The following is a 22,432-nucleotide window of genomic DNA, read 5'->3' as shown; positions in this document are numbered from 1 at the left end:
TAGGGGCAGAAGAGGGAGGGATCCATGAACAAGTGGCGGCTTTGGCAGCAACACCAAGCGGAGGGTTTCACCCTCATTGAAGTCTTGGCTTCGGTCGTCCTCGTGGCCCTGGCCATGGCCGCCCTGGCCCCTACCCTCGCGGTAATTGCTTACCGGCGCGCCATGAGCGAGCGGGTGGAGCTGGCCAACCGCCTAGCCCAGGAAGAGGTAGACCGCATCCGCACTCTGGTGGATATCGAGCTGGCTGCCAACCCTCGCGCTTTTCAGGATCAACTGGCCCGTCTGCCCAGGGTGGGAGCCAACCCGCTGGCAAATACCCCACCTCCCACCAACATGGACACAGAGGGGAACAACTATTCCATTCGCGTGGCTCGGGTTCAAGTGCCGGGGCGTAACCCCGAAGAATACGTCATCCAAACCTTCCGCGACGCAGGGGCACCTTGCATCGACCGCCGTGAAAGCAGGGTCATTCAGGGGGTGCCCTGCAGCTTTCGCATGGGTGTGAGGGTTTACCACCGCTTTTCTTTTGATCCAAACACTCGCCGAGCGCTGCCTGGCTTGAGGGCGGAGGTGGTTTCGGCTAACCAGAACTTGGCCAATGCCAATGTCTGGCTCTTTCCACTAGCCACCTCCTTTGTAGAAGTTAACCCTGCTGCCAACTTGGGAGATGTTTGCCGCGCCGTTTTGGCCGACGTTCAAGCCAGGGGTGGAACACCGACCAACAACTGCAATGCCTTCCCGCTGCCCAGCCCAAGTCCTACCTCTTCGTAAAGTGACGGGTAAGCTCCCACTGGGGGTTTGCAAAAAAAGGTGGTGTTTTCCTATGTTCAAGGTTTTTCGCCACAGGGTTTACAAGAGTGCGGGGTTTACCCTCATTGAGCTGTTGGTCTCACTGCTGGTTGCCTCCATCTTTCTCCTGGCCACCGCGATGATTGTCATCGAGACGATGCGGCTGGATCGGGAAGAGACAGGGCGCACCCAGGTGCAGGCAGAGCTGACCCAGGCCATGCAGCATATCCAGCAGGATCTGGCAGAAGCGCTTTACATCTACAACGATGCGGAACAGCCCAACGGAGACGGAACGCCAGATCTCATTCAAAGGCTTTACACCCCCGGCTGGATTCGCCGCCCCGATGGGGCCATTCCAGTGGTCGCCTTTTGGAAGCTGAATCCGATCCCACGCGATTGCTATCAAGGCCCTCCGACGTTGCAACAAATTCGAGAAGGCCGAGTAACTTTGAGGGAGAGACCTACGGGTATTTCCGAAGCTGACTGGGATAACATCCGCAGCCGCCGTAACATTTACACCTTGGTTGTGTACTACTTGCAACGTAACTACAACAACGCCGGTAACCCAGACGGCAACACCCCTTGGGAGGGCAACGCGCGCATTGCTAGGTTTGAGTTGCAACCTCTTAATGACACATGCACTGAGCGCAGCCGATTTTTTGTCGAGGATCCGGATCCCTTCCGGGAAGGCTTTCTGGTTTGGCCCTCTGAGCAAGCTAGGGCTCGCCAAACTCCCATTGCTGGGGCAGGCAATCAAGGTAATCGACTGGTAACTCTGGTCTCCAACATCTTCAGCAGCCGGCAGGACAGCCCGCAGGTTGCCCCGAATTGCCCACAGGGCTATGCCTTTGGAGGGGGCAGGCCCGACGGAGTCACTTTCTCAGGCCTAGAGGTCAATCAAAACGACGTGGGCTTCCATGTTTGCGTTCGGCGCAGTACCGACGCCAGCCTTCCCCAAGATGTGATTGTTACCATCACGGCAACTGCCATGGAGCGAGCCAATCCCGGCCTGTTCCGGCGCTACATCCAAGATGCCACCAGCGTTGATGCGGAGCAGGTGTCGCGGTATCTGACGACAATGCAAACTCGGGTGTTGGCCCGTGGTGTGTTTAATCGTCAAGCCTAGTCAAGCCTATGTGACTTATTCGGAGGGGGGATCCCTGCCTATGCTGGCCTCAGTGAGCCGATTTAGACGGATTGCACCTGCCCAGACAAGGGGCTTTACGCTGATAGAAGTCTTGGCGGTTATTGTCATCATCGGCATCTTGGCTGTGCTGTCCGTTCCCTCTGGGATCAACATCTGGGCGCGGATCCAGCTTGAGGATGCGCAGAACAGGGTGGAGCGAGCCTTGCGCACTGCCCGCACTAACGCCAGAGCCTCTCTCCTGGGCCGCGCTTGGGTGGTGGGGGTGGACAATTCAGAGCCAAACGTGCCGACTCTGGTTATCCAGGATGAGGAGGGCCTCTGCGATGAACCTACCCCCTGTCAGCGGCTACGCCTGAACAATTTTGTAACTGTAGCCAACACCTTCAATGACGGAAGGGCGGTTTTTGAATCCGATGGCAAGGCCCGTCAACTGGGTCGCTTTGTAGTCAGCAGCACCTACTCTCAGGGAGAAAACCGCTGCGTGGTGGTGAGCACCTTGATAGGCACTATCCGCAAGGACAACGACCCGGCTTGTGCAAGTAGAACAGATGCAGAAGACTAGCCAGGCTTGCAACCTTCTTGAAAGAGGGTAGGATGGTCAGGCCGATGTTTTTGGGTAGCGCATGGCCCCTTCTTCCCCAATCCTTCAGGAAAAAACCTTTCCTTGGCAATCTCGTCAGCCTGCCCTGCTGATGCTGGCGGATGGTGCTTCCTTTGCCGGTTGGTCTTTTGGGGCGCCGGGCACGGCGGTGGGCGAGGTGGTGTTTAACACGGGCATGACCGGCTACCAGGAGGTGATCACCGACCCTAGCTACCGGGGGCAGATGGTTACCTTCACCTGTCCGGAGCTGGGAAACACCGGAGTCAATGAGCTGGACGAAGAATCGGCTCGGCCCCAAGTCGCGGGGGTGATTGCCCGCAATGTATCGCGCTTGGCCAGCTCCTGGCGGGCTATATCCACCCTCCCCGAATACCTGCAACGATATGGGATCCCGGCCATTGCCGGGGTGGACACGCGGGCTTTGGCGCGGCGGCTGCGCTCCCAGGGGGTGATGAACGGGGCCCTTTCCACGGAGACTTTGGATCCCCAGGTTTTGTTGGAGCGGGTGCGCCAGGCTCCTTCCATGCAGGGGTTGAGCTTGGTGGCGGAAGTTACTACTCCCCAACCCTACGAGTGGCTGGAGCCTACGCCTGCCGATTGGGACTATGGCCGCAGCCAAGGGATCCCAGTGCCGGAGCCGCCCCTGCGGGTGGTGGCCTTGGATTTCGGCGTTAAGCGCAACATTCTGCGCCGCCTTACCCGCTATGGCTGTCGGGTGATGGTGTTGCCGGCCAATGCCAGCCCGGAGCAGATTTTGAGTTACAACCCCGATGGGATCTTCCTCTCCAATGGGCCAGGGGATCCCGCCGCTGAGACGACTGCCATCCGCACCACGCAAGCGCTGCTGCAAACCGGGAAGCCCCTATTTGGGATCTGCCTGGGCCATCAGATTCTCAGTTTGGCCCTAGGGGGATCCACCTACAAGCTCAAGTTTGGCCACCGCGGCCTCAACCACCCTTGCGGGTTGGAGAAGCAAGTGGAGATCACCAGCCAGAACCACGGATTTGCGGTGGATGCCGACTCGATCCCCGCCGATGAGGTCACGATCAGCTACCTCAACTTGAATGACCACACCGTAGCCGGGATCCGCCACCGTCACCTGCCCCTGTTTTCCGTGCAGTATCACCCGGAAGCCAGCCCCGGCCCCCACGACGCCGATCACCTCTTCCGCGAGTTCGTGGAGCTGATGCTGCAGCACCGCTCCCGTTAGCCTCACCCCCGGCTTTTTTCCCTCAGGGCCAGGGCGGCGCGGGCTTCTTCTCGGTCGTCGAAGTGAATCTTCTCGGTGCCCAGGATCTGGTAGTCCTCATGGCCTTTGCCGGCGATCACCACTGTATCCCCTGGCCGCGCTTCGAGGATGGCCAGGCGAATGGCCTGCCGCCGATCCACCTCCACCGCCCTGGGGGATCCAGGGATCCCGGCCAAAATATCCCGTAGGATCTGCTGGGGATCTTCGGTGCGGGGGTTGTCGGAGGTAACGATCACCTGATCGGCCCAGGTGGCGGCAATGCGGCCCATCTGCGGTCGTTTGCCCCGATCCCGATCCCCGCCACAGCCAAAGACGCAGATAAGTTGCCCTTGCACCTGGGATCGCAGGGCCTTGAGCAGGTTTTCCAGGCCGTCGGGGGTGTGGGCGTAGTCCACAACTACCGCGATATCCTGCCCCGGCAGGGTCACCCGCTCCATCCGCCCCGGTACGCCCGGAAAGTGGGGCAGGGCCGACTGGATGATCTCGACAGGGATCCCCAAGTGCAGGGCTACCCCCACCGCCGCCAGCAGGTTGGCCAGGTTGAAGGATCCCACCAGGGGGGCTGCCACGGCAAAGGCGCCAGAGGGGGTGTGGAGCGTCGCCTGTAAGCCGTTGGGGTGCAATTGAACGTTGCTGGGCCAGAGGCCGGGGATCCCTTCCAGAGGCTGCAGCGAGTAGGCCCAGGGCTGCAGATCGGGCCGAATGGCTTGCAAGAGCCGCCGTCCCCCAGCATCGTCGGCGTTGATCACCGCCCGCCCTTGGAGATATTCCTGTCGGAAGAGGGTGGCCTTGGCCTGCCAGTAGTTCTCCAGCGTCTGGTGAAAGTCCAGGTGATCCTGGGTGAGGTTGGTCCAGACGGCAGCGGCAAAGGAACATCCCCACACCCGATCTTGAGCGAGAGCATGGGAGCTCACCTCCATCACCGCCACCTCCGCCCCGGCTCTCTGGGCTTCCCTGAGGCTGCGCTGCAGTTCAGGCGGAAAAAGGGTGGTGTGGGGAGCAACTTCGCTGTGGCCCGGCCAGCGGTTGTACAGAGTGCCCAGCAAAGCGGTGGAGCGACCGGCAGCCTGCACCAAATGTTCAATGAGATGGGTGGTGGTGGTTTTGCCGTTGGTGCCCGTCACCCCCACCAAGGTCAGTTGGCGGGCGGGAAACCCATAGAAAGCTGCCGCCACCTGGGCCACGGCCCTGTTCAGGCTGGCGCGAGGCAAAACCAGGACGGGCTGACTTCCCCATCCAGCCTCTCCGCTGACGCTCTCCCACGCCTCTTGGGAAATGAGGGCCGCCACTGCCCCTGCCGCCAGGGCTTGGGCCACGAAGCTACCTCCATCCACGCGGGATCCCGGCATCCCCAGAAAGAGATCCCCGGCCTGCACCTGGCGGGAGTCGGCACACAGGCTCCAAACTTGCACCCCCTCCAAGGATCCCTGGGCCAATTGAGGCTGGATCCCAGCTTGGTGGAGCAATTTGGACAAAGTGATCCCAGCAGTTTCCATCGTTGCCACTCCCCACAGCTTTGCCGGTTAGGGTAGCGGCCAGGGATTGCCGCCGTCAAATTAGGCCAGGGCTTCCTCCAGCTTTTGCTTGGCCCACAGAGAAGCGTAGAGGCCCTTCTCGTCCGCCAGCAATTCGGCATGGGATCCCTTCTGCACAAGGCGGCCCCTGTCCATCACCCAAATCTGATCGGCTTCCACCGCAGCCGTAAGGCGATGGGTGATGAGAATCACCGTTTTCTGGGCCGTGACCCGACGCAGATGGCGAAGAATGGCCTGAGCCGTCTGATTGTCCACGCTGGAGAGAGAGTCATCCAGGATCAAGATGGGAGCATCCACCAGCAAAGCCCGGGCCAAGGCCACCCGCTGTCGCTGGCCACCGGAGAGGGTAATGCCCCGCTCTCCCACCAGAGTGTCGTAGCCCTTGGGAAAGTTGAGGATCTCGGCGTGGATGTGGGCGGCTTTGGCCACCCATTCCACCTCCCAATCTTCGGCATCCGGCTTGCCGTAGCGGATGTTGTCCCGAACCGTGGCGCTGAACAGGAAGCTCTCCTGGGGCACATAGGCGATGGCCCGGCGCAGGGATCCCAGTTGAATCTGGGTGATATCCTGCCCATCCAAAAACAGTTGCCCCGGCTGGATCTCCAGCAGCCGAGGAAGGGCATTGGCCAGAGTGGACTTGCCCGCCCCAATCGGCCCCACCACCGCCACCATCTGGCCCGGTTCTATGCAAAAGTACAAATCCTCTAGAGCCGGAGCTGCCGCAGGGCCGGCGAAGGCAAACGCGAGACCTCTGGCCTCGATGCGGCCTTGCACCTTTTCCAGAGGCAACGGCAAAGCGCCTGGGGCGTCTCGGATGGTGGGTTCTACCCCCAACAGAGCATCGATCCGCTCCAAGCTGACCTGCCCCCGCTGGTAGGCCGTGATGGTGAAGCCCAGCAGGGCGGTGGGAAATACCAACCGTTCCACATAGAGGGTGAGGGCCGAAAAATCCCCGATGGTCAGCGTCCCTGCCGCAATCTGCGGCCCCCCCACCGCCAGCAGTAGCAACAAACTGAGGCTGACCAGCGCCACCAAAGAGGGGAAGAGCAAGTTGCGGGTGAGGGCTAAGCGTAAATTGGCCTGCAGCAGCCGCTGGTTCTGGCGGCGAAACTCCCGCTGCTCGTGCTGTTCCTGGCTGTACACCTTGATCAGGGCAATGCCGTTCAGGTCCTCTTGAATGAGATCGCTCAGATCCGCCAACTCCTGCTGCACCTGGAGCTGCTCCTGCTGCAGGCGGTTGCTGCTCAACTTCACCAGCACCAACATCACCGGAAACACCGACAGCGCCAAGGTGCTCAGACGGGGCTCGATGCCAAACATGGCAGGCAGAGTGGTGGCATAGGCGAAGATCGTGTTGGCCAAACTGAGCAGGGCGAACCCCAACAGGCGGCGGATGTTTTCCACATCGCTGGTGATGCAGGTGAGAATGTCCCCGATGGTCTGCTGGGCAAAGTAGGAAGGCTGCAGGGTGAGCAAATGCTCGAAGATGGCTTGCTTGAGGTGAAACTCCACCTGCCGTCCCACCCCAAACATCCACACCCGCGAGGCAATGCGAATGCCCATCATCAGGCTGGAGACGACCAGCACCGTCAAGGCGTAAAGGGCAATGCGCCGGTCCGACAAAGTGGCCAGGTTCTGGCTGAGGTCATCGATGACCAGCTTGACGTACCAGGGCAGGAACACCCCCAGGCCATTGACCAGGAGCAGGGATCCAATGCCCAACCCCACCTGTCGTCGATAGGGGCGCAGATAATGGGCCAATTGTCGGAGATGGGATCCGGTCACTCACTTGCTCCCTGCATCCTCTTCCACTCTAGCGTTCAGCCGGATCCCCCCGGTAGGGATCAGACCAGAACCTGAGCTGGGGCTTGCTGGGCCAGTTGCGCCGTTTCCCGCCGTGCCCAGGCATCTGCCTGCAAAATGTCCTCCAGGCTGGGATCGGCAATGACTTGATGCCGCTCACAAACCCGCTCCAAGAGACGGGGAATATCCAAAAAACGGATGCGCTCCTGCAAGAACAGGGCCACCGCCGCTTCGTTGGCCGCATTCAACACTGCCGGCAGCGTTCCCCCCCTCCGTCCAGCGGCATAGGCCAACTCCATGCAGGGGTACTTGCGGTGATCCGGAGCCTTAAAGGTGAGGGATCCCAGCTTGACCAAATCGAGGGGATCCCAGGGGGTGGCCAGGCGTTCCGGCCAACTGAGGCCGTAGAGGATGGGCAGGTGCATGTCCGGCCAGCCCAACTGGGCCAGAACCGAGGTATCGGCCAGCTCGATCAGGGAGTGGACAATGCTCTGCGGGTGGATGAGGATGTCGATGTGGTCGTAGTCCAGGCCGAAGAGCCAGTGGGCCTCGATCACCTCCAGGCCCTTGTTCATTAGGGTAGCCGAGTCGATGGTGATTTTGCGCCCCATCACCCAATTGGGATGCTTGAGGGCATCGGCCAGAGTGACCTGATCCAGTTTTTCGGCAGGCCAATCCCGAAAGGCCCCCCCCGAGGCAGTCAACAGGATTCTTCGCAGGGATCCCGCGGGCACCCCCTGTAAACACTGGAAAATGGCCGAATGCTCAGAGTCGACGGGGATCAGGTTCACCCCGTACTGCCGCACCAAGGGCAGCACCACCGGCCCCCCTGCCACCAGGGTTTCTTTGTTGGCCAGGGCAATGTCTTTGCCGGCACGGATGGCCGCCAGGGTTGGCAACAAACCGGCGCAGCCGACGATCCCCGTCACCACCCGCTGGGCCGCCGGGTGAGCCGCCACCTGACACAGCCCCTCCGTTCCGGCCACCAACTCCGGCAGCGGTCGGATCCCCGTCAGCAGCGACCGCAGCTCCGGCAGCAGCTCCTCCCGGCCAATGGCAACCATCTGGGGCCGAAACCGCCGCACCTGCTCGGCCAAGAGGGCAACGTTGCTGTAGCTGGTCAGGCCAACAACCTGAAAACGCTCTGGATACTGGGCCACCAAGTCCAGAGTTTGGGTGCCAATCGAGCCGGTGGAGCCGAGCAAGGTGATGGCTTGCATAAAGGATCCCTTTACCCCTGAAAGAGCGTGACGTCCTCCCAACGCAGACTTCCCCTCGCGCAACTTGCCCAAGGACTCCGTCCCGCTATTGCGAACGGCCCCACCTCGCGTTCGGGGATCCCTGCCTCACGCCCCTTCATCTTATTCTTATCTGGTTCTGATCTGGAATCTGTGTGCTCCCTCCGATCCCCGACAGCGGGATCCTATGCGGCTGTGGGGTCCGCGATGCCCCCCTTCCCCAGATTTTGGTTTCAAACCTTTCCCGACTGAGAACGCAGCCACTGGCTGAGCAGCGCCTCGACTAACTCTGAGAGATCTTGATCCGACTCCAACAGAAGGCGCTTCACGGCTCGGTGAGTCTCTTTGGGGATGTAGGCCGTCAATTTGACGTACTCAGAGCTGTTGGGCTTGGCGCCTGCTTCCGGTTGCTCGAGGGTCGGCTTGGGTTCTGGAATCTTGTAGGCTTGGGCGCTCAGCTTTTTCGGGGCGGGTCGGGCCGGGATCCCCTCTGGCTGCCGGTCGAGAAGGCGCTCAAACTTGCTCATGACGAGATTTCCTCCCCCACAGCAACGTAGTCTGACCAAGCTTGTTTGGCTCTCGGCTCTGGGATCTCGTGAACACAGACCCCCTCCAGAGCAGCCCGTTGAAAAGCCACCGTGCGGCGAATGGAATGGTGGCAGAGAGGAATCCCGACTTGCTTGAGAAAGTTGCGGGCCTCCGCTCCATCTCGGTTGGGCCAGGGGGGAACCAGCGTCAGCAAGACCTTGTAGTGCTTTGCCCCCAACCGGTCTAGGGCCTTGGCGGTCAGCATCAAGGCATCTAGAGCCAAGGCATCCGGGGAACAGGGCAAAAGCAGCAGATCACACCGCTGCGCCAGAGCGTGTAACTGTTCCGGGGTGGGACGGGCAGGAGTGTCGATCACCGTGTGCTGAAAGCCTGTGGGCGTGGGAGTGGTGGGATCCCCGGCCAATACCTTGATAGGAAAGGATGATCCCCGTTCTGCCCAGCGAGAGGCCGAGCGATTGGGATCGGCGTCGATCAACAGGGCCATCCCCGACCCACCCAAAGGGGCTGCCCCTTGTTTTTGCTGAAGGTAGAGGGCCAGGTGTACCGCCGTGGTGGTTTTGCCCACGCCCCCTTTGAACCCCAAGACCGCGATATTCATCTGCCACACACCCTCCCACCCTGGTTTTACTGCCCAGGTGCACGGGCGGCAAGAGGCAAAAGTGGGCATTGGGGTCTTGGGGCAACTCGGGAGAGCCGGCCGCGGGGAGAAGTTCTCCCGGTTGCGCAATCCTTAGGCTTCGCCGGTAGGATATCCTTGGCTGGCATAACCGGCTGGCTTTGGAGAATCTGACCATGCCTCATCTCTCGCGATCCCATTCCTCCTTGGGCTTGGCTCGCTCTTGGTCTATTCCGCTGGGGTTGTGTCTGGCCCTGAGCATAAGCGCCTGTGGCGGTGGCGGTTCCAGTCGCCTGCTTCCCCCAGTCTCGGCCCCTCCCACAGGACGAATTGAGGGATCCCATTTCGACGATCTCAACGGCAATGGGCTGCGGGATCCGGGGGAGCCGGGGCTGCCGGGCATCGCCACCTTTTTGGACTTAAACGGCAATGGCCGCCTCGACCCGGGGGAGCCCAGCACCGTCAGCGACGGCGGCGGCAACTTCCGCTTCTCCAACTTGCCCCCTGGCACCTACCGCGTCACCGCCCTTTTGCCCCCAGGGCGAATCTTCACCACGCCGCGCTCAGGCTTGGGGCTGGAGCGGATTGTGGGCGGCAGACCTGCTCCCGAAGGGGCCTTTCCCTGGATGGTGGCCTTGCTGAACGCGGCTGAGCCGGATCCCTTTCGAGCGCAGTTTTGCGGCGGATCCCTGATCGCACCGGAGTGGGTGCTCACCGCTGCCCACTGCTTTTTCGACGATCAAGGCAAGCAGGTAGTGAGTGCCCAAAATCTGGATCTGCTGTTGGGTACCAACCGCTTGCAAATCGGTGCCGGCCAACGCATTCGCGCCGCGCAAATTGTCCTCAACCCCGGCTACAACCCCCAGGTGGGGAAACTTGGGGGGAACGACATTGCCCTGGTGCGCCTTTCTCGGCCAGTGGCTCTGGCCACCCTGCCACTGGTGCAGCCCAACCAAACCAACCTGACAGCCCCCGGCACTGCCGCCACCATCCTCGGCTGGGGAGCCACCTTCCCCCGCGCCCTGGATCAAGAACCCAGCGGCTTTCCCCGAGATTTGCAGCAGGCCACCGTTCCCATCGTCTCCAATGCGGTGTGCAACGCGCCCCAATCCTACAATGGCACCATTTTGGATACTATGCTCTGCGCCGGCTTTCCCCAGGGAGGAGTCGATACGTGTCAGGCTGATAGCGGTGGGCCTTTGATTGTGTCCAGTGGCACGGGTTTTGCCCTGGCCGGAATCACCAGTTTTGGCATCGGCTGCGCCCAGCCCAATTTCTATGGGGTGTATACGCGGGTGTCTAGCTTCGCCGGTTTTGTGCAATCGGTAATCGGCAGTGCCCCCAGCCCAACTCCAGCACCACCCTCCCCTCCACCCCCCACCGGGACAACTGCTTCACTCGTTGTCAATTTGAGGGAAGGTGAGGTGGTTGCGGGGCTCAACTTTGGCAGCCGGCTACAGTGAATAGGAACTGTAGCAGCAAGCAGCGGGGCGGAGATGGTTTAGGATAGGGATCCCTGTTGTAACCAAACCCATTTGATTGACGGAGGAGATGTCTTGCTTATGACCCAAGTGACGATTGGCGAAAACGAAGGGATCGAATCTGCGCTGCGTCGCTTCAAGCGTCAGGTTTCTAAGGCGGGCATTTTACGGGACTTGCGCAACCATCGGCACTTTGAAACCAACCTAGAAAAGCGCAAGCGCAAAGCGGTAGCCGTCCGGCGGAACCGCCGCAAATCTATGGCCTAGGCCATTGCCGACACTCGGAACCCACCTGGGATTGAAATCCGAACTTCTCCGAGAAGGGCTTGTAGCCCTGCCTGAGGATCCGAGCTAGTTTCTCGGATTCTGGGTTGAGCCAGCCTGCAAGGATCCGCTCAACACGTTAATTTCCAGCATCAGTTCTTCGCCAACATAGCTCTCGGGCAAAGGAGCAAAGGGGGCTGAGCGCTGGATGGCACTGAGCACGGCTGCATCCAACAGGGGATCTTCTGAGGGGGTTTGCAGGCGCAATTCCCGCAGGGATCCCTGTCGATCCAGACGCACCTGCACCACTGTTACGTAGGATCCGGATGCCCGCCGTACCATCCAGTGTTGGCGAACCCTTTCTTGAAATTGAGCCAAGTAGTCTCCCCAATCCGGATCGGCGGTGGCATTTAGGCTGGGTGGGCCTGCCTGAGAGGACTCGATCCCACTGGTGCGACCAAGGCTGGAGCTGTGGGATCCGGTCGGAAAAGTTGGAGGCAAGGTGGGAGAAGGCTCTTCCGACAGGGCTGCGATCAGCTCTGCAGAGGGCAAAGTTGGATGCGGATCCGCTGGAGCCGACAGGTAGGGTTGTGGCAAAACCTCAGGAGAACTTGCTGCTCTTTCGGGTTGAGGCTTGAGGGATTGAGCAGGAGAGATCTGAGCCGATTTGGTCTCCACTGCTGCTGCCGAGGAGGTAGCCAGTAGGCTTTGCAGATGCTGACGATAGTCCTGCAGTTGCTGGCGCTGTGGAGAGGACAGAGGCCAGTGATCCAGCCATTCTTCCGTCAGATGTAGCGCCTCCGCCCAATTGTGATCGGCAACTGCCTGCTCCAGAGCTGCTAAACCCGCTGACAGATTTTCTAACCTGGCCTTTGGCTGCTGCTGAGGAGAGGCAGAGTCGCGGTTGGGTTGGGGCATCTCAAGCTCCCTTGTCGGCGGAGAAAGGATCTCAGGGACAGGACTCCCTGCGGCTGAGGCGAGCAGAGGCTGTGCCGTTGCAGAAGTGACCTCTACCCATTCACCTGGATTGGCCACTTGCGACTGCCGCACCGATACGTGATCCCGAGGTTCAGAGACACCGGACTCACGGGCGGAGACGGGCGCAATCCACTGCGGCTCTGGGGGCGGCTCATCCGCCATCTCCACCCACTGAAAGGGGAGGATCTCCTCCTCTTCCCGGATCCTAGGCTGCCAACCCACCCAGCTCATCGCGATGAAATGCAACCCTGCCGAGAGCACGTTGGCCAGCCCCAGGCGCCAAGGTAAGGAGCGGCGTTCCTGCTGTCGTTCTTGTTGAGAACGGCTGAGGCGGGGCTCTGGATCCACCTCTCCGTCTGTCAAGCAATTTGCCTGGCTCTCAGCAGCCGGTTCTGGTTTGGGGGAGGTGGACTCTGCAGTAGGTTGGGCCGGGATCCCTGTGTTACGGAGATCTCGGTTGGGGTTCAATTCGTTTTGCACCTTTCCACCTCTCCCCACAGCCACATGCCAACAGAAGCCCACTGACACTTCTCTACTTCCCTCAATCAATAGCCCATCTCTGGATAGAGGGGGAGTTGTCGATGTCCAAACGCGACCGCTGTGGCAGGGCAAAGCTGTGTTGGCTTATACGGACTTCGGGTATTTCGACGCCTACTCTTTTTGCTGAGGGCAATGCTTTGAGTCACCTGGGCTCACGAAAAGCTGGCTCATGATCCTTCGAACAAGACTTGTGGAGCGGGTTTATGCTTGTTACCCAGCAACCTGTCCTGAGGCGGTTTTGGTACCCTGTGATCCCGATGTCGGCCCTGGAAACCGGCCCACAAGCTTTCACGCTGCTGAAGACTCCTCTGGTGCTTTGGCTCAATGAGTTGGGGCAGCCTTGCGCCGTCTTGGATCGTTGCTGCCATCGCTCCGCTCAACTCTCCAAGGGGGTCGTCTGCAATGGCCACATCCGCTGCCCCTATCACGGCTGGGAATTTGACGGCTCTGGCACCTGTGTGAAGGTACCCCAACTTACAGACAACTTCATCCCTCGCACCTACAAGGTGGAGGGGTTTCGCTGCCAAGAGCGCTATGGCTATGTTTGGGTGGCATTGGCGGATCCCTTGACCGATATTCCCGAGATCTCAGAGGTGGCGGATCCCCGGTTTCGCCAAATTCATCAGTTCTATGAGGTCTGGAAATGCGCCGGCCTGCGCCTGATGGAAAACTCCTTTGACAATGCCCATCCCCACTTCGTCCATCACCAGAGCTTTGGGGTGATCTCCGAGCCTGTACCCCCAGATCTGGACAGCCTTGAAGAACTGGAATATGGCCTTCGGGCCACCTCTGTTTTGCCGGTGTTCAACAGTGACTTGCAGAAGCAAAACTTGCGGATGTCAGAGGATCGCACAGTGCGTATCCTGGAGGGCACCTGGTTTATGCCTTTTGGTCGCAAGCTCAAAATCACCTACCCCAACGGCCTCATCCACATCATTTTCACAGCGGCTACCCCCATCGACGACCAAACCTCGCAGGTGGTGCAATTCTGTTTACGCAACGATTCGGAAGCAGAGGTGAGTGCTGAGAGTATCATCGCCTTCGATCGGCAGGTGACCCTTGAGGATCAACGGGTTCTGGAAAGCACCGACTATGACGTTCCCCTCGATATCAAGGCGGAGCAGCACATGTTTACCGATAAACCCAGCATCGTCATGCGTCGCAAGCTGGCTGCCCTCTTGAAAGCTCACGGAGAGGTGGAAGCGCGGCGGAGCAGGGATCCTGAACTCACGCCAATGGAAGCAGGCCGGGTGATCCCAAAAGAGGGGCCGAAGCAGCCCCCCTTCTTGGGTTTGAGTGTCTCGATTGGATTTCTCGTTAGACCAGAAAGAAGCGCTTTCCCCGTAACTGGAACTACTTGATCTTGACGGTGGCGCCGGCTTCTTCCAGCTTTTTCTTGATGTCGTTGGCTTCCTCCTTGGGAACTCCTTCTTTGACAGGCTTGGGAGCCGCCTCGACGAGATCTTTGGCATCCTTCAGGCCCAAGCCGGTCAACTCGCGCACCACCTTGAGGATGGCGATCTTCTTGTCGGCTGGCACAGCCTCGAGGATGACATCAAAGGCAGTTTGCTCTTCCACCGGCTCAGGGGCTGCCGCCGGAGCTGCCGCCGCCGCTGCCACAGGAGCTGCCATGACCATGCCGCCGGCTGGGGCTGCTGCACTGACGCCAAAGGTTTCCTCGATGGCTTTCACCAGCTCGGAAGCTTCCAGCAAGCTCAAGGCTTTCAACTCTTCCAAAATCTTTGCAACGCGCTCTGAAGACATGATGGTTTCTCCTTGGGGGTAACAGAATCGATACACAGGTTTGGGCTGATGAACTGAAGCCCTTTATGCGGCCTCCTTGTCGGCAATGGCCCGGATGGCCCGCCCCAGAGAGGCTGGGATCTCGTGGATACCGCGCGCCACTTGCGTGGGCACAGCATTGAGCCCGACCGCCAGGCCGGTGGCCACCGACTTGAGGCTGCCCGCCACTTGGGCCATGAGCACTTCCTTGGGCGGTAGCTCGGCGATGGCCTTGGCCTGCTCCAAGGTCAGGGATAGCCCTTCAATGCCGGCACCGCGGAACTCGGTTTTCTTGGTTTGCTTGGCAAAATCTTGATACGCCTTCAGGGCGGCTGAAATATCGCCCCGAATCAAGATAAAGGCCGTCGGCCCCGCCAAAAAGGGAATGATCCCTGCCCAAGCTTTTTGGTCGGCGATGGCTCGCCGCATCAGGGTATTCTTAACAACCATGCAAACCGAATCCGACTTGCGCAGCTCTGCCCGCAGTTGGTCCATCTCCGCAACGGTCAGCCCCTTGTAGTCGATCACCAGCACCATTTGGCTGGCCTGCAGCAGGGATCGGACTTCATTGACGATCTCTGCTTTCTTGGCTATGGGTTGCTTGCCCATGCGCTCACCTCCTTTGTTGTCAATGGTCACCCAGGGTTAACGGGTGGTGAATCTGGGTTCTGCCAAACAGAATGCGTCCCAGCCGTGGCCGAGACGCATGGAGATAAGCGCACCATCAAAAGCGATCCAAGAAGGGATCCCTTTGAACTTCGCTCAAACCTCGGCAGGAGATTAAGCCCGCGGGCACCTGCTGTCTTCGGCTTGCTATTCGACTGGGGAAAGATGTTCTGCCGGGATCCTCCTCCAAATTACACTCACTCAAACCCTTTTCAACCCATCGCAGCGCCGAAGCCAGGCTTAGGTCGCCAACTTCAGCTCCCGCAGGGCATTGATATCAACCTCAATCGAGGGCCCCATTGTAGCAGAAACGTGTAGGGTTCGCCAATACTTGCCCTTGGCTCCAGAAGGACGGTTGCGATCGATGGACTCCTGCACCGCTTTTAGGTTCTCCAGCAGAGCTTCGACGGGGAACTTGCACTTGCCGAAGATCAAATGCACAATGCCGGTGCGATCTGCCCGATACTCCAGCTTGCCGGCTTTAAACTCTTTGATCGCCTGGGCCAGATCCATGGTCACCGTTCCCCCCTTGGGAGAAGGCATGAGGCCGCGCGGCCCCAACAGCCGCCCCAGCTTAGCCACCTGGGGCATCACATCGGGGGTGGCGATCAGAAGGTCAAAATCCATCATGCCCTTGCTGATTTCCTCGATCAGGTCTTCATAGCCAACCCGATCCGCCCCTGCATTTTGGGCCTCCGTCACTTTCTCGCCACGGGCAATCACCGCCACCCGGATCTCTTGGCCGGTGCCCCTGGGCAAGACTACAGTGGTGCGCAGTTGTTGGTCGGCGTACTTGGGGTCGATCCCCAGGCGGATGTGAACCTCTGCCGCCTCTTCAAATTTGGCGGTGGCCGTCTCCTTCATCAGGGCCAAAGCGGCTTCGGGAGCATAGGCAATGGGCTTCACCTTCTCCCGCAAAGCCTGCATACGTTTGGAAAGTTTTCGAGCCATCGTTTCTCCTCGGGGTACTGACGAGAACTTCTCTCCCCCACAGTGGTTTGCTGAAACAACTTCAAGACCGTGAACACCTCAGATAGGGCAAGGGATCCCTCCATCAATCCACCACCGTCACCCCCATGCTGCGAGCAGTTCCGGCAATAATTTTCATGGCCGCCTCCACATCGTGGGCATTCAAATCCGGCAGCTTCTGCTCGGCGATCTGGCGCAGTTGAGCTCGGGTCAGGGATCCCACCTTGGTTTTGTGGGGCTCGCTGGAGCCAGACTCAATGCCCAGAGCCTTCTTGATCAACACCGAAGCTGGCGGCGTCTTGAGGACGAAGGTAAAGCTGCGATCCTCGAAGATGGAGATCTCAACCGGTACCACCATCCCGGCCTGATCCGCCGTCTTGGCGTTGTACTCCTTACAAAAGGCCATGATGTTGACCCCGTGTTGACCCAAGGCTGGGCCAATGGGGGGAGCGGGGGTGGCCTTGCCCGCTTGAATGGCCAACTTGACCACGGCCACCAACTTCTTAGCCATGAAACGCGGTTACACCTCTTTTCGCACTTGACCAAACTCTAATTCTACCGGGGTGTCGCGCCCGAAAATTGAGATCAGAGCTTTGAGCTTGCCCCGTTCTGGGCTGACTTCCACCACCTCGCCGTAGAAACCTTGGAAGGGGCCGGACAGCACCTCGATGCGATCCCCAGGTGCCATGTCGATCTTGAGGGGCACTTCCTCCACCTCGACGCTGCTGAAGATGCGCTGCACCTCACTTTGGCTGAGGGGACGCGGCGTAACATGCCCCCGACCGCGACCGTAGGCCCGTTTTTCTTCGGTGCCGACAAAGTTGATCACATTGGGGGTTGTTTTCACCACCATCCAAGTGTCGTCGTTCATGTCCATGCGTACCAGGACATAGCCGGGAAAAATCTTCTCCTCTTGCTCCTGGCGCTTGCCGGTTCGATCCAGCTTGAAGCCCGTTCGCTTCGGGATCACCACCTCGACAATTTGATCCGCCACATCCAAAGCAGCCGCCCGTTGCATCAGGGTGCTCTTCACTTTGTTTTCGCAGCCGGAAGCCACCTGCACGGCGTACCAGCGCAGGTTACGACGCTCTTGACCTTCCCCCTCGTCTGGTTCCGGGATCGCGTCTGCAGGCTCAAAGTGCTCCACACGGCCCCCACGACGTTTTCGCTGCTGCTCTGGCCTCATCACCTCACATCCTCCCTGTAGCCATCCTTGAACATGACTCTCTTGCCCCTCAGGACAGAACATCACAAGAACAGCTGAGTGGCTACCCAAGCAAACACTTGATCGACCAGGTAGATGAAGGAAGCAAAAGCCAACACAATCAGTAAGACTCCTACGGACTCGCCGATCAATTGCCGGCGGCTCGGCCAAACAATCTTGCTTAATTCTGTGCGGGTCTCTTGAATAAAACCCAGGATCCCTTTGGGTGCGGTGGAACTGTCTTTGGAGTGACCCCGGCTGGCGGGATCCAAACGCTGCTCCGTATCGGTTTTGCTGGAGGGGGTGCTCTTAACCACGGCGGTGTTCTCCTAATGGATCCCGAAAACGGTGTACCGCATTTCAGCAGGCACGGGATCGGCTTTGCGATCCTAACAGATTTACCGGGAATGGGATCCAACCTTAGGGAGTGGGGGTGGGCTCAGGTGCCAAGGAACCGGGAGAAAGCGGGAGGGAGCGGCGGCGGGATTGGTTAAATTGCTCCACAGCAGCATCAACGCTGGCCTTGCCGTCCCAGCGGGAAGCAGCATTCTGGCGGGAGAGGAAGTCGGCAGCCCGGAAGAGATCGTTGACGTTGATGCTGGTGCCATCCAACAGAGGGGGATTGCTGTCGCGGCGAATGGCATCGTTGACACTTCCGCTTTGGGCCAGGGCCACCCCAGAACCGCTCAGAACCGAGCTCAAGGCCATTCCCACCAGAAGCAGCACTGGGGGCGAGGGGATCCCACGCCAGCAGACGGGCGATGGATTCAGGAGACGGTTGAGAAGCTTGCCGAGCATGATTTATTTCTCCGCTTCGTTTACACGAGGGTGCTGCTCCGCCAGCCCCTCTACCAACAACTGCTGCTCTTCGGCGGTCAAGGGGCGCTTGGCCAACAGGTCTGGCCGCCTTTGCCAGGTTCGAACCAGCTGCTGCTGCAGACGCCAACGGGCAATGGCTTGATGGTCGCCTGAGAGGAGCACCGGCGGCACCTTGTACCCCTGAAACTCTGGCGGGCGGGTGTACTGAGGATAGTCCAGCAGCCCCGCCTCGAAGCTTTCCCTCTTTAACGAGTCTACCTTGCCCACAGTGCCCGGCAAGAGCCGCACCACGCCGTTGATCAGGGCCAGCGCCGGAATTTCCCCCCCGGTCAGGACAAAATCCCCCAGCGACACCTCGCGGGTGGCCAGGTATTGGCGGATGCGTTCGTCAAAGCCTTCGTACTGGCCACACAGCAGGATCAGCTGCGCCTTCTGGGCCAGCTCCTGCAGCAGCGCCTGGTTCAGCGGTTGCCCCTGGGGCGTCAGCAGGATGATCTCGCAGGGATCCAACCGGGGCAGGGAGGCGACAGCAGCGAAGAAAGGCTCTGGCTTGAGCACCATGCCCACCCCACCCCCGTAGGGCTCATCATCGACACGGCGGTGCTTATCGGTGGCGAAGTCGCGTGGATTGGTGCAGTGGACTTCGGCGATCCCCTGCTGTAGGGCTTTGCCCACCAGCCCAATGCGCAGCGGCGTTTCAAAAAATTCGGGGAAAAGGGTAAGGATATCGAACCGCACAGGACTCAGGACGAGGTGCGCAACCGCTCCAAATCCAGGCGCAAGGACTCAATCTGATGGATCAGCTCCATCAACTCAGCCATCTCTTCTCTGGAGATAGCCGGCTTGTTGGGGGAGGAAGCTGGTGTCGGGGGAGCATTCTCGACAGGCGCTTCAGAGTCAGGACTTGCCGAGGGGGCGTTGGCGGCTGGATCCCTGAGACTCTCAACGTAACGAACTGCCTCCTGCTCGATCAACTCTCCCTTTTGCTCCAGCTCCGCCGCCAGTTGTCCCAAGTCCATCGAAAGGCGGTTGAGGTTTTCGGTGCGCTTTTCCGGGTCTTGCAGGATCTCCACCAGAGCGGTGGCCGTGCCGTAAAAAATGTGGCGAGCCCGCGTGAACCAATCTGAAGAGTGAGAACTCATGGCAGCAGAAAGAGGTGGGTTGTGGATTATTCTAGGCGATCCACCCACCGGGATTGACCCAAGCATTGCAGACTGAATACCCAGCGCCGAAGGACAGACTGGGATCCAATTCTCCAAGATCCTAGGGACACTCTCAGTCTTAAGGCAGGGCTCAATCGACAGCGCGGATCTCGCCACTGTTTAGGCGCTCCACAATCGATTCCAGCAGTTCGTGCTCTTCTGGGGAAATTTCTTGATCGGCCATGACGGCACTGAGAATCTGCTGTTGCTCGGCGCGAGTCAAGACTTTGTCCGCCAAAGCCCGGTTGATTAGAGCTCTCAGCTCAGAGGGTTGAGAGGGTTCCACCGTTTTTCTCCTAGCGCTGGAGGGCAAGGGGTCCCATAATGGGGTTCTAGATCCAAGAAGCAATGGACAGCGGCCCACCACCCAGTATAACGGTACGGCTGTGGAAACCCAGGTATCCTCAAAAGACCAGAGATCCCAACCTGTGGGGGTGATTGGCGGCGGGCAGTTGGCGCAGATGTTGGCCTTGGCAGCTCGCCAGATGGGGATCCCGCTGGTGGTGCAGGCTGCTGCTCCCACCGATCCGGCGGTGGCAGTGGCCGATGGGGTGGTTTGGGGATCCGTAGCCGACACCCAGGCCACGGCCCAGTTGTTGGAGCGCTGCCCGGTGGTTACTTTTGAAAACGAGTTTATCCCTCTGCCGGAGCTGAAAAAACTGGATCCGGAGGGATCCCGCTTTCGTCCCAGCCTCAGCACGCTAGAGCCGCTGCTGGACAAGTTGCACCAACGGCAGTTCCTGGCGCGGTTGGGGTTGCCGGTGCCGACTTTCTTCCCGCTGGAGGCGGTGTTGGATTCGGCAGACCTGGCTGGACTGGGCTTTCCGGTGGTGCTCAAGCGACGGCGACAGGGCTACGATGGGCAGGGCACCTGCATCTTGCGCGACCGAGTGGCTTTGCAGCAGGCCCTTAGCCAATCTGAGGGGATCCCGCTATTGCTGGAGGAATGGATCCCGTTTGAGCGGGAGTTGGCGGTGATGGTGGCGCGGGGGCTGAAGGGAGAGATCCGGGTTTATCCGGTGGTGGAAACTGTGCAGATTGAGCAAATCTGCCGCCATGTCCTGGTGCCTGCCCGCATCTCCCCAACCACCGAGGCCGAGATCCGGCGCTTGGCAGCCGATCTGATGGAAAAATTGGGTGCAGTTGGCGTGTTTGGCATCGAGCTGTTCTGGGTGCCGCCGCCCCACCCCAAGGCCGGGATCTGGATCAACGAAATCTCGCCGCGGGTCCACAATTCCGGCCACTACACCCTGGAAGCCTGCCACACCTCACAATTCGAGCAACACCTGCGGGCCATCCTCGGCCTGCCTTTGGGGGATCCCTCCCTCAAGTGTGCGGGGGCAGTGATGGTCAATCTCTTGGGCTATGAGCATTCCACCGGCGATTACGCAGAAAAGCGGCAGCGCCTGGCCCAGCTCCCCAATGTCACGGTGCATTGGTACCACAAAACCCCTGCCCGCCCAGGGCGGAAACTGGGCCATGTGACCGTCTGTCTGCCGACCGCTTCTTCCCTACAGCAAGCAGAGACCATTGTTCGCACCCTCGAATCCCTCTGGTACCCCCAGCCATGAGCCAAGCGCAGGATCCCTCCTTCTCCCCAGACATTCAAGCCCTGATCCAGGCCATGCAACGGCGGGATGTGCCCGCGGTAGCCCAGCAGGTCAACCGCCTCTCCCCCCAAGAGCGCCCCGCCGTGTTGACCCCTGCCCTTCGATACCTCGCCGGGGTGGATCCCGCCAGCGCCCAGTGGTTTGTTCGCCACCTCATGGCCCCTGCGGTCAAAGCGCAACTGCGAGAAGGGATCCTCAAAGCCGCCCAAGACTACCTACAGGAAGCCGGCTTCACCGAAGGGATCGACTACGAATTCAAGCCTGTTCGCGAAAGCGGTGCGGAGTGCCATCCCCAATCGGGGGGCAAAATCTTGAGCATCAGCCGCAGAGCCTTGCCCTATGCGGCTCCCGATGACGATCCCTTGGGGCAGTTGTTGTTGGCGGAATTCTGCGAATTGCGGGACTAGGCCACTATGAGCAGTACGAGTTATCGGCTGCAGCTGTTGGACATCACTGCCCTGCCCCAACTGCTGGAGCTGGATCGGCGGTGCTATGGGGGATACTGGGGAGAACAGGGATATCGAGCGGAGCTGGAACGACCCACAAGCACGGTGATTGGGGTAGTGGCGGAACCCGCTGCCGTTGGCGCTTCGTGTGGCTCGGGCCGAGCCGAGTTTCCCCTTCCCTCTCCAAACCCCACTTCGCCGACGCAGACGACAAAAGAGCTGGTGGGCTTCGGCATTCTCTGGCGCATTGAAGAAGAAGCGCATATCATCTCCTTGGCGGTGGATCCCGAGTACCGACGACAGGGCTTGGGCCGGCGGATTCTGGAAGAACTGCTGAACCAAGCGAGAGCAGCAGGCTGCCGCTGGGCTACTCTGGAAGTGAAGGCTTCCAATCAAGCGGCAATCCGCCTGTACGAATCGGCAGGGTTTCAACGGCTGGGACGTCGCAAGGGGTATTACAACGGAGAAGATGCGCTGGTGTATTGGAAGAAACCGATTTAGAAGGCTATCAATTGTAAATTGAAGAACTGCAAACGTATTTCGGGATACACCTTAGGCCAGACAGTGAGCAAGCCAATAGGCTAAGCATATCAAGGCTACAGGGGATCCAACCCATTGACCGAGTGTCGATTGCCCGTTTGATTCTTTATATAGGTCATCAAAATGCTCTCATTCTGTGGATGCAAACTGCCCGCTACAGTTCCTCCCAGCAACACTGACTCTAGCCAATGCAGCCGCATCCATCGCACAACAGAGATCCTGACTTAATCTACAAAGCTCCTGCTCGGTGGGGAAAAGCTATAATCTGCGGTATCAACAACTTGAATTCGATCCTTGCCGTTCGATGGCCCATCGGAGCTTTGACTGATGGCTGGAGCCCTTGGGCTAATAAGATGTAAAGTTTTATTTCGAGATCCGACATTTCTGCCTCAATATATATTTTT

General features: G+C 59.5%; 26 protein-coding genes and 1 other annotated feature. Of the genes, 10 read left to right on the top strand and 16 right to left on the bottom strand.

Annotated elements, in window-relative coordinates:
• Positions 1-24: 24 nt before the first annotated feature.
• The 4 genes from ACVWZG_RS02115 (at position 25) to carA (ending at position 3,747) form a co-directional block, all read left to right on the top strand.
• Positions 25-771, top strand: coding sequence for a prepilin-type N-terminal cleavage/methylation domain-containing protein (locus ACVWZG_RS02115; RefSeq protein ID WP_457405462.1), 747 nt, complete (start codon positions 25-27; stop codon positions 769-771).
• 52 nt (positions 772-823) lie between these two features.
• The gene (locus tag ACVWZG_RS02110; protein ID WP_457405460.1) at positions 824-1,915 is read left to right on the top strand and encodes a PulJ/GspJ family protein; all 1,092 of its coding nucleotides are present in this window, start codon (positions 824-826) and stop codon (positions 1,913-1,915) included.
• A gap of 40 nt (positions 1,916-1,955) precedes the next feature.
• Positions 1,956-2,498, top strand: coding sequence for a pilus assembly FimT family protein (locus ACVWZG_RS02105; protein WP_457405458.1), 543 nt, complete (start codon positions 1,956-1,958; stop codon positions 2,496-2,498).
• Positions 2,499-2,559: 61 nt separating this feature from the next.
• Positions 2,560-3,747, top strand: a complete 1,188-nt coding sequence (gene carA, locus ACVWZG_RS02100) for a glutamine-hydrolyzing carbamoyl-phosphate synthase small subunit (protein WP_457405457.1) — start codon at positions 2,560-2,562, stop codon at positions 3,745-3,747.
• A gap of 2 nt (positions 3,748-3,749) precedes the next feature.
• On the opposite strand, the gene ACVWZG_RS02095 is transcribed toward carA, so the two are convergent.
• The 5 genes from ACVWZG_RS02095 to ACVWZG_RS02075 all read right to left on the bottom strand — a co-directional run bounded on the left by ACVWZG_RS02095 (position 3,750) and on the right by ACVWZG_RS02075 (position 9,509).
• Positions 3,750-5,282, bottom strand: coding sequence for a UDP-N-acetylmuramoyl-L-alanyl-D-glutamate--2,6-diaminopimelate ligase (locus ACVWZG_RS02095; RefSeq protein WP_457405454.1), 1,533 nt, complete (start codon positions 5,280-5,282; stop codon positions 3,750-3,752).
• A gap of 60 nt (positions 5,283-5,342) precedes the next feature.
• Positions 5,343-7,106 carry an ABC transporter ATP-binding protein gene (locus ACVWZG_RS02090; RefSeq protein ID WP_457405452.1) on the bottom strand — a complete coding sequence of 588 codons (1,764 nt, stop codon included), beginning with the start codon at positions 7,104-7,106 and terminating at the stop codon, positions 5,343-5,345.
• Positions 7,107-7,165: 59 nt separating this feature from the next.
• Positions 7,166-8,344, bottom strand: coding sequence for a 1-deoxy-D-xylulose-5-phosphate reductoisomerase (locus tag ACVWZG_RS02085; RefSeq protein WP_414329119.1), 1,179 nt, complete (start codon positions 8,342-8,344; stop codon positions 7,166-7,168).
• A 251-nt stretch (positions 8,345-8,595) separates the two neighbouring features.
• Positions 8,596-8,889 (bottom strand): hypothetical protein, encoded by a 294-nt coding sequence (locus ACVWZG_RS02080; RefSeq protein WP_457405450.1) that lies wholly within the window; start codon positions 8,887-8,889, stop codon positions 8,596-8,598.
• Positions 8,886-9,509 (bottom strand): ParA family protein, encoded by a 624-nt coding sequence (locus ACVWZG_RS02075; RefSeq protein ID WP_414355822.1) that lies wholly within the window; start codon positions 9,507-9,509, stop codon positions 8,886-8,888. Before ACVWZG_RS02075 ends, ACVWZG_RS02080 begins: the two co-directional genes overlap by 4 nt.
• A 194-nt stretch (positions 9,510-9,703) precedes the next feature.
• On the opposite strand from ACVWZG_RS02075, the gene ACVWZG_RS02070 reads away from it, so the two are divergent.
• Both ACVWZG_RS02070 and rpsU read left to right on the top strand, forming a co-directional pair.
• Positions 9,704-10,990, top strand: a complete 1,287-nt coding sequence (locus tag ACVWZG_RS02070; RefSeq protein ID WP_457405447.1) for a trypsin-like serine protease — start codon at positions 9,704-9,706, stop codon at positions 10,988-10,990.
• 99 nt (positions 10,991-11,089) lie between these two features.
• On the top strand, positions 11,090-11,275 hold the full coding sequence (rpsU, locus tag ACVWZG_RS02065; protein WP_011432857.1) for a 30S ribosomal protein S21: 186 nt from the start codon (positions 11,090-11,092) through the stop codon (positions 11,273-11,275).
• 84 nt (positions 11,276-11,359) lie between these two features.
• Here rpsU and ACVWZG_RS02060 read toward each other — a convergent pair whose 3' ends face one another.
• A complete protein-coding gene (locus ACVWZG_RS02060) occupies positions 11,360-12,730 on the bottom strand; it encodes a TonB family protein (RefSeq protein ID WP_457405445.1) in 1,371 nt (456 codons plus the stop codon).
• Between the two features lie 263 nt (positions 12,731-12,993).
• Between ACVWZG_RS02060 and ACVWZG_RS02055 the strand changes: the two genes are divergently transcribed.
• Positions 12,994-14,151 carry an aromatic ring-hydroxylating dioxygenase subunit alpha gene (locus ACVWZG_RS02055; RefSeq protein WP_457405443.1) on the top strand — a complete coding sequence of 386 codons (1,158 nt, stop codon included), beginning with the start codon at positions 12,994-12,996 and terminating at the stop codon, positions 14,149-14,151.
• Here ACVWZG_RS02055 and rplL read toward each other — a convergent pair.
• From rplL to ACVWZG_RS02005, 10 genes are all read right to left on the bottom strand, one after another.
• Entirely contained in the window at positions 14,144-14,554 is a 411-nt protein-coding gene (gene rplL, locus ACVWZG_RS02050) for a 50S ribosomal protein L7/L12 (protein WP_414350999.1), read from the bottom strand. The two genes, ACVWZG_RS02055 and rplL, sit on opposite strands and share 8 nt — an antisense overlap.
• 63 nt (positions 14,555-14,617) lie before the next feature.
• The gene (gene rplJ / locus ACVWZG_RS02045) at positions 14,618-15,181 is read right to left on the bottom strand and encodes a 50S ribosomal protein L10 (RefSeq protein WP_457405440.1); all 564 of its coding nucleotides are present in this window, start codon (positions 15,179-15,181) and stop codon (positions 14,618-14,620) included.
• Between the two features lie 58 nt (positions 15,182-15,239).
• Positions 15,240-15,399, bottom strand: a sequence feature (ribosomal protein L10 leader region).
• Positions 15,400-15,478: 79 nt separating this feature from the next.
• Positions 15,479-16,189, bottom strand: a complete 711-nt coding sequence (rplA, locus tag ACVWZG_RS02040) for a 50S ribosomal protein L1 (protein WP_457405439.1) — start codon at positions 16,187-16,189, stop codon at positions 15,479-15,481.
• Between the two features lie 103 nt (positions 16,190-16,292).
• Positions 16,293-16,718: a 50S ribosomal protein L11 gene (rplK, locus tag ACVWZG_RS02035; protein ID WP_011432849.1), complete on the bottom strand. Its 426-nt coding sequence runs from the start codon at positions 16,716-16,718 to the stop codon at positions 16,293-16,295.
• A 9-nt stretch (positions 16,719-16,727) separates the two neighbouring features.
• On the bottom strand, positions 16,728-17,393 hold the full coding sequence (gene nusG / locus ACVWZG_RS02030) for a transcription termination/antitermination protein NusG (protein WP_414342805.1): 666 nt from the start codon (positions 17,391-17,393) through the stop codon (positions 16,728-16,730).
• 62 nt (positions 17,394-17,455) lie between these two features.
• Positions 17,456-17,728 (bottom strand): preprotein translocase subunit SecE, encoded by a 273-nt coding sequence (secE, locus tag ACVWZG_RS02025; RefSeq protein WP_414329112.1) that lies wholly within the window; start codon positions 17,726-17,728, stop codon positions 17,456-17,458.
• Between the two features lie 103 nt (positions 17,729-17,831).
• A complete protein-coding gene (locus tag ACVWZG_RS02020; protein ID WP_414351005.1) occupies positions 17,832-18,209 on the bottom strand; it encodes a hypothetical protein in 378 nt (125 codons plus the stop codon).
• A gap of 3 nt (positions 18,210-18,212) precedes the next feature.
• Entirely contained in the window at positions 18,213-18,968 is a 756-nt protein-coding gene (gene trmD / locus ACVWZG_RS02015) for a tRNA (guanosine(37)-N1)-methyltransferase TrmD (protein ID WP_414342776.1), read from the bottom strand.
• A gap of 5 nt (positions 18,969-18,973) precedes the next feature.
• Positions 18,974-19,372 (bottom strand): hypothetical protein, encoded by a 399-nt coding sequence (locus tag ACVWZG_RS02010; protein ID WP_414329472.1) that lies wholly within the window; start codon positions 19,370-19,372, stop codon positions 18,974-18,976.
• A 151-nt stretch (positions 19,373-19,523) separates the two neighbouring features.
• On the bottom strand, positions 19,524-19,718 hold the full coding sequence (locus tag ACVWZG_RS02005) for a hypothetical protein (protein ID WP_414329471.1): 195 nt from the start codon (positions 19,716-19,718) through the stop codon (positions 19,524-19,526).
• A 100-nt stretch (positions 19,719-19,818) separates the two neighbouring features.
• Here ACVWZG_RS02005 and ACVWZG_RS02000 point away from each other — a divergent pair, with 100 nt between their 5' ends.
• Genes ACVWZG_RS02000 through rimI form a run of 3 tightly spaced genes read left to right on the top strand, consistent with a single transcriptional unit; the run spans position 19,819 to position 21,989 of the window.
• Positions 19,819-21,003, top strand: coding sequence for a 5-(carboxyamino)imidazole ribonucleotide synthase (locus ACVWZG_RS02000; protein WP_457415168.1), 1,185 nt, complete (start codon positions 19,819-19,821; stop codon positions 21,001-21,003).
• Positions 21,000-21,449, top strand: coding sequence for a hypothetical protein (locus ACVWZG_RS01995; protein WP_457405436.1), 450 nt, complete (start codon positions 21,000-21,002; stop codon positions 21,447-21,449). The genes ACVWZG_RS02000 and ACVWZG_RS01995 overlap by 4 nt, the downstream gene beginning before the upstream one ends.
• Positions 21,450-21,455: 6 nt before the next feature.
• Entirely contained in the window at positions 21,456-21,989 is a 534-nt protein-coding gene (gene rimI, locus ACVWZG_RS01990) for a ribosomal protein S18-alanine N-acetyltransferase (RefSeq protein WP_457405433.1), read from the top strand.
• The last annotated feature ends 443 nt before the right edge of the window (positions 21,990-22,432 follow it).

Source organism: Thermostichus sp. OS-CIW-33 (assembly GCF_054059615.1).
Note: the sequence above shows the minus strand (reverse complement) of the source record. Positions and strands in the feature narration are given on the sequence as shown.

Excerpts from the sequence above, each read along its gene's own strand:
- rplK (WP_011432849.1), bottom strand. The coding sequence starts at position 16,718 with ATGGCTAAGAAGTTGGTGGCCGTGGTCAAGTTGGCCATTCAAGCGGGC.
- rimI (WP_457405433.1), top strand. The coding sequence starts at position 21,456 with ATGAGCAGTACGAGTTATCGGCTGCAGCTGTTGGACATCACTGCCCTG.
- rplA (WP_457405439.1), bottom strand. The coding sequence starts at position 16,189 with ATGGCTCGAAAACTTTCCAAACGTATGCAGGCTTTGCGGGAGAAGGTG.
- ACVWZG_RS02055 (WP_457405443.1), top strand. The coding sequence starts at position 12,994 with ATGCTTGTTACCCAGCAACCTGTCCTGAGGCGGTTTTGGTACCCTGTG.
- ACVWZG_RS02115 (WP_457405462.1), top strand. The coding sequence starts at position 25 with ATGAACAAGTGGCGGCTTTGGCAGCAACACCAAGCGGAGGGTTTCACC.
- rpsU (WP_011432857.1), top strand. The coding sequence starts at position 11,090 with ATGACCCAAGTGACGATTGGCGAAAACGAAGGGATCGAATCTGCGCTG.
- ACVWZG_RS02070 (WP_457405447.1), top strand. The coding sequence starts at position 9,704 with ATGCCTCATCTCTCGCGATCCCATTCCTCCTTGGGCTTGGCTCGCTCT.
- ACVWZG_RS02080 (WP_457405450.1), bottom strand. The coding sequence starts at position 8,889 with ATGAGCAAGTTTGAGCGCCTTCTCGACCGGCAGCCAGAGGGGATCCCG.
- carA (WP_457405457.1), top strand. The coding sequence starts at position 2,560 with ATGGCCCCTTCTTCCCCAATCCTTCAGGAAAAAACCTTTCCTTGGCAA.
- ACVWZG_RS02075 (WP_414355822.1), bottom strand. The coding sequence starts at position 9,509 with ATGAATATCGCGGTCTTGGGGTTCAAAGGGGGCGTGGGCAAAACCACC.
- rplL (WP_414350999.1), bottom strand. The coding sequence starts at position 14,554 with ATGTCTTCAGAGCGCGTTGCAAAGATTTTGGAAGAGTTGAAAGCCTTG.
- ACVWZG_RS02020 (WP_414351005.1), bottom strand. The coding sequence starts at position 18,209 with ATGCTCGGCAAGCTTCTCAACCGTCTCCTGAATCCATCGCCCGTCTGC.
- ACVWZG_RS02085 (WP_414329119.1), bottom strand. The coding sequence starts at position 8,344 with ATGCAAGCCATCACCTTGCTCGGCTCCACCGGCTCGATTGGCACCCAA.
- nusG (WP_414342805.1), bottom strand. The coding sequence starts at position 17,393 with ATGAGGCCAGAGCAGCAGCGAAAACGTCGTGGGGGCCGTGTGGAGCAC.
- ACVWZG_RS02095 (WP_457405454.1), bottom strand. The coding sequence starts at position 5,282 with ATGGAAACTGCTGGGATCACTTTGTCCAAATTGCTCCACCAAGCTGGG.
- ACVWZG_RS01995 (WP_457405436.1), top strand. The coding sequence starts at position 21,000 with ATGAGCCAAGCGCAGGATCCCTCCTTCTCCCCAGACATTCAAGCCCTG.
- ACVWZG_RS02010 (WP_414329472.1), bottom strand. The coding sequence starts at position 19,372 with ATGAGTTCTCACTCTTCAGATTGGTTCACGCGGGCTCGCCACATTTTT.
- ACVWZG_RS02110 (WP_457405460.1), top strand. The coding sequence starts at position 824 with ATGTTCAAGGTTTTTCGCCACAGGGTTTACAAGAGTGCGGGGTTTACC.
- ACVWZG_RS02105 (WP_457405458.1), top strand. The coding sequence starts at position 1,956 with ATGCTGGCCTCAGTGAGCCGATTTAGACGGATTGCACCTGCCCAGACA.
- rplJ (WP_457405440.1), bottom strand. The coding sequence starts at position 15,181 with ATGGGCAAGCAACCCATAGCCAAGAAAGCAGAGATCGTCAATGAAGTC.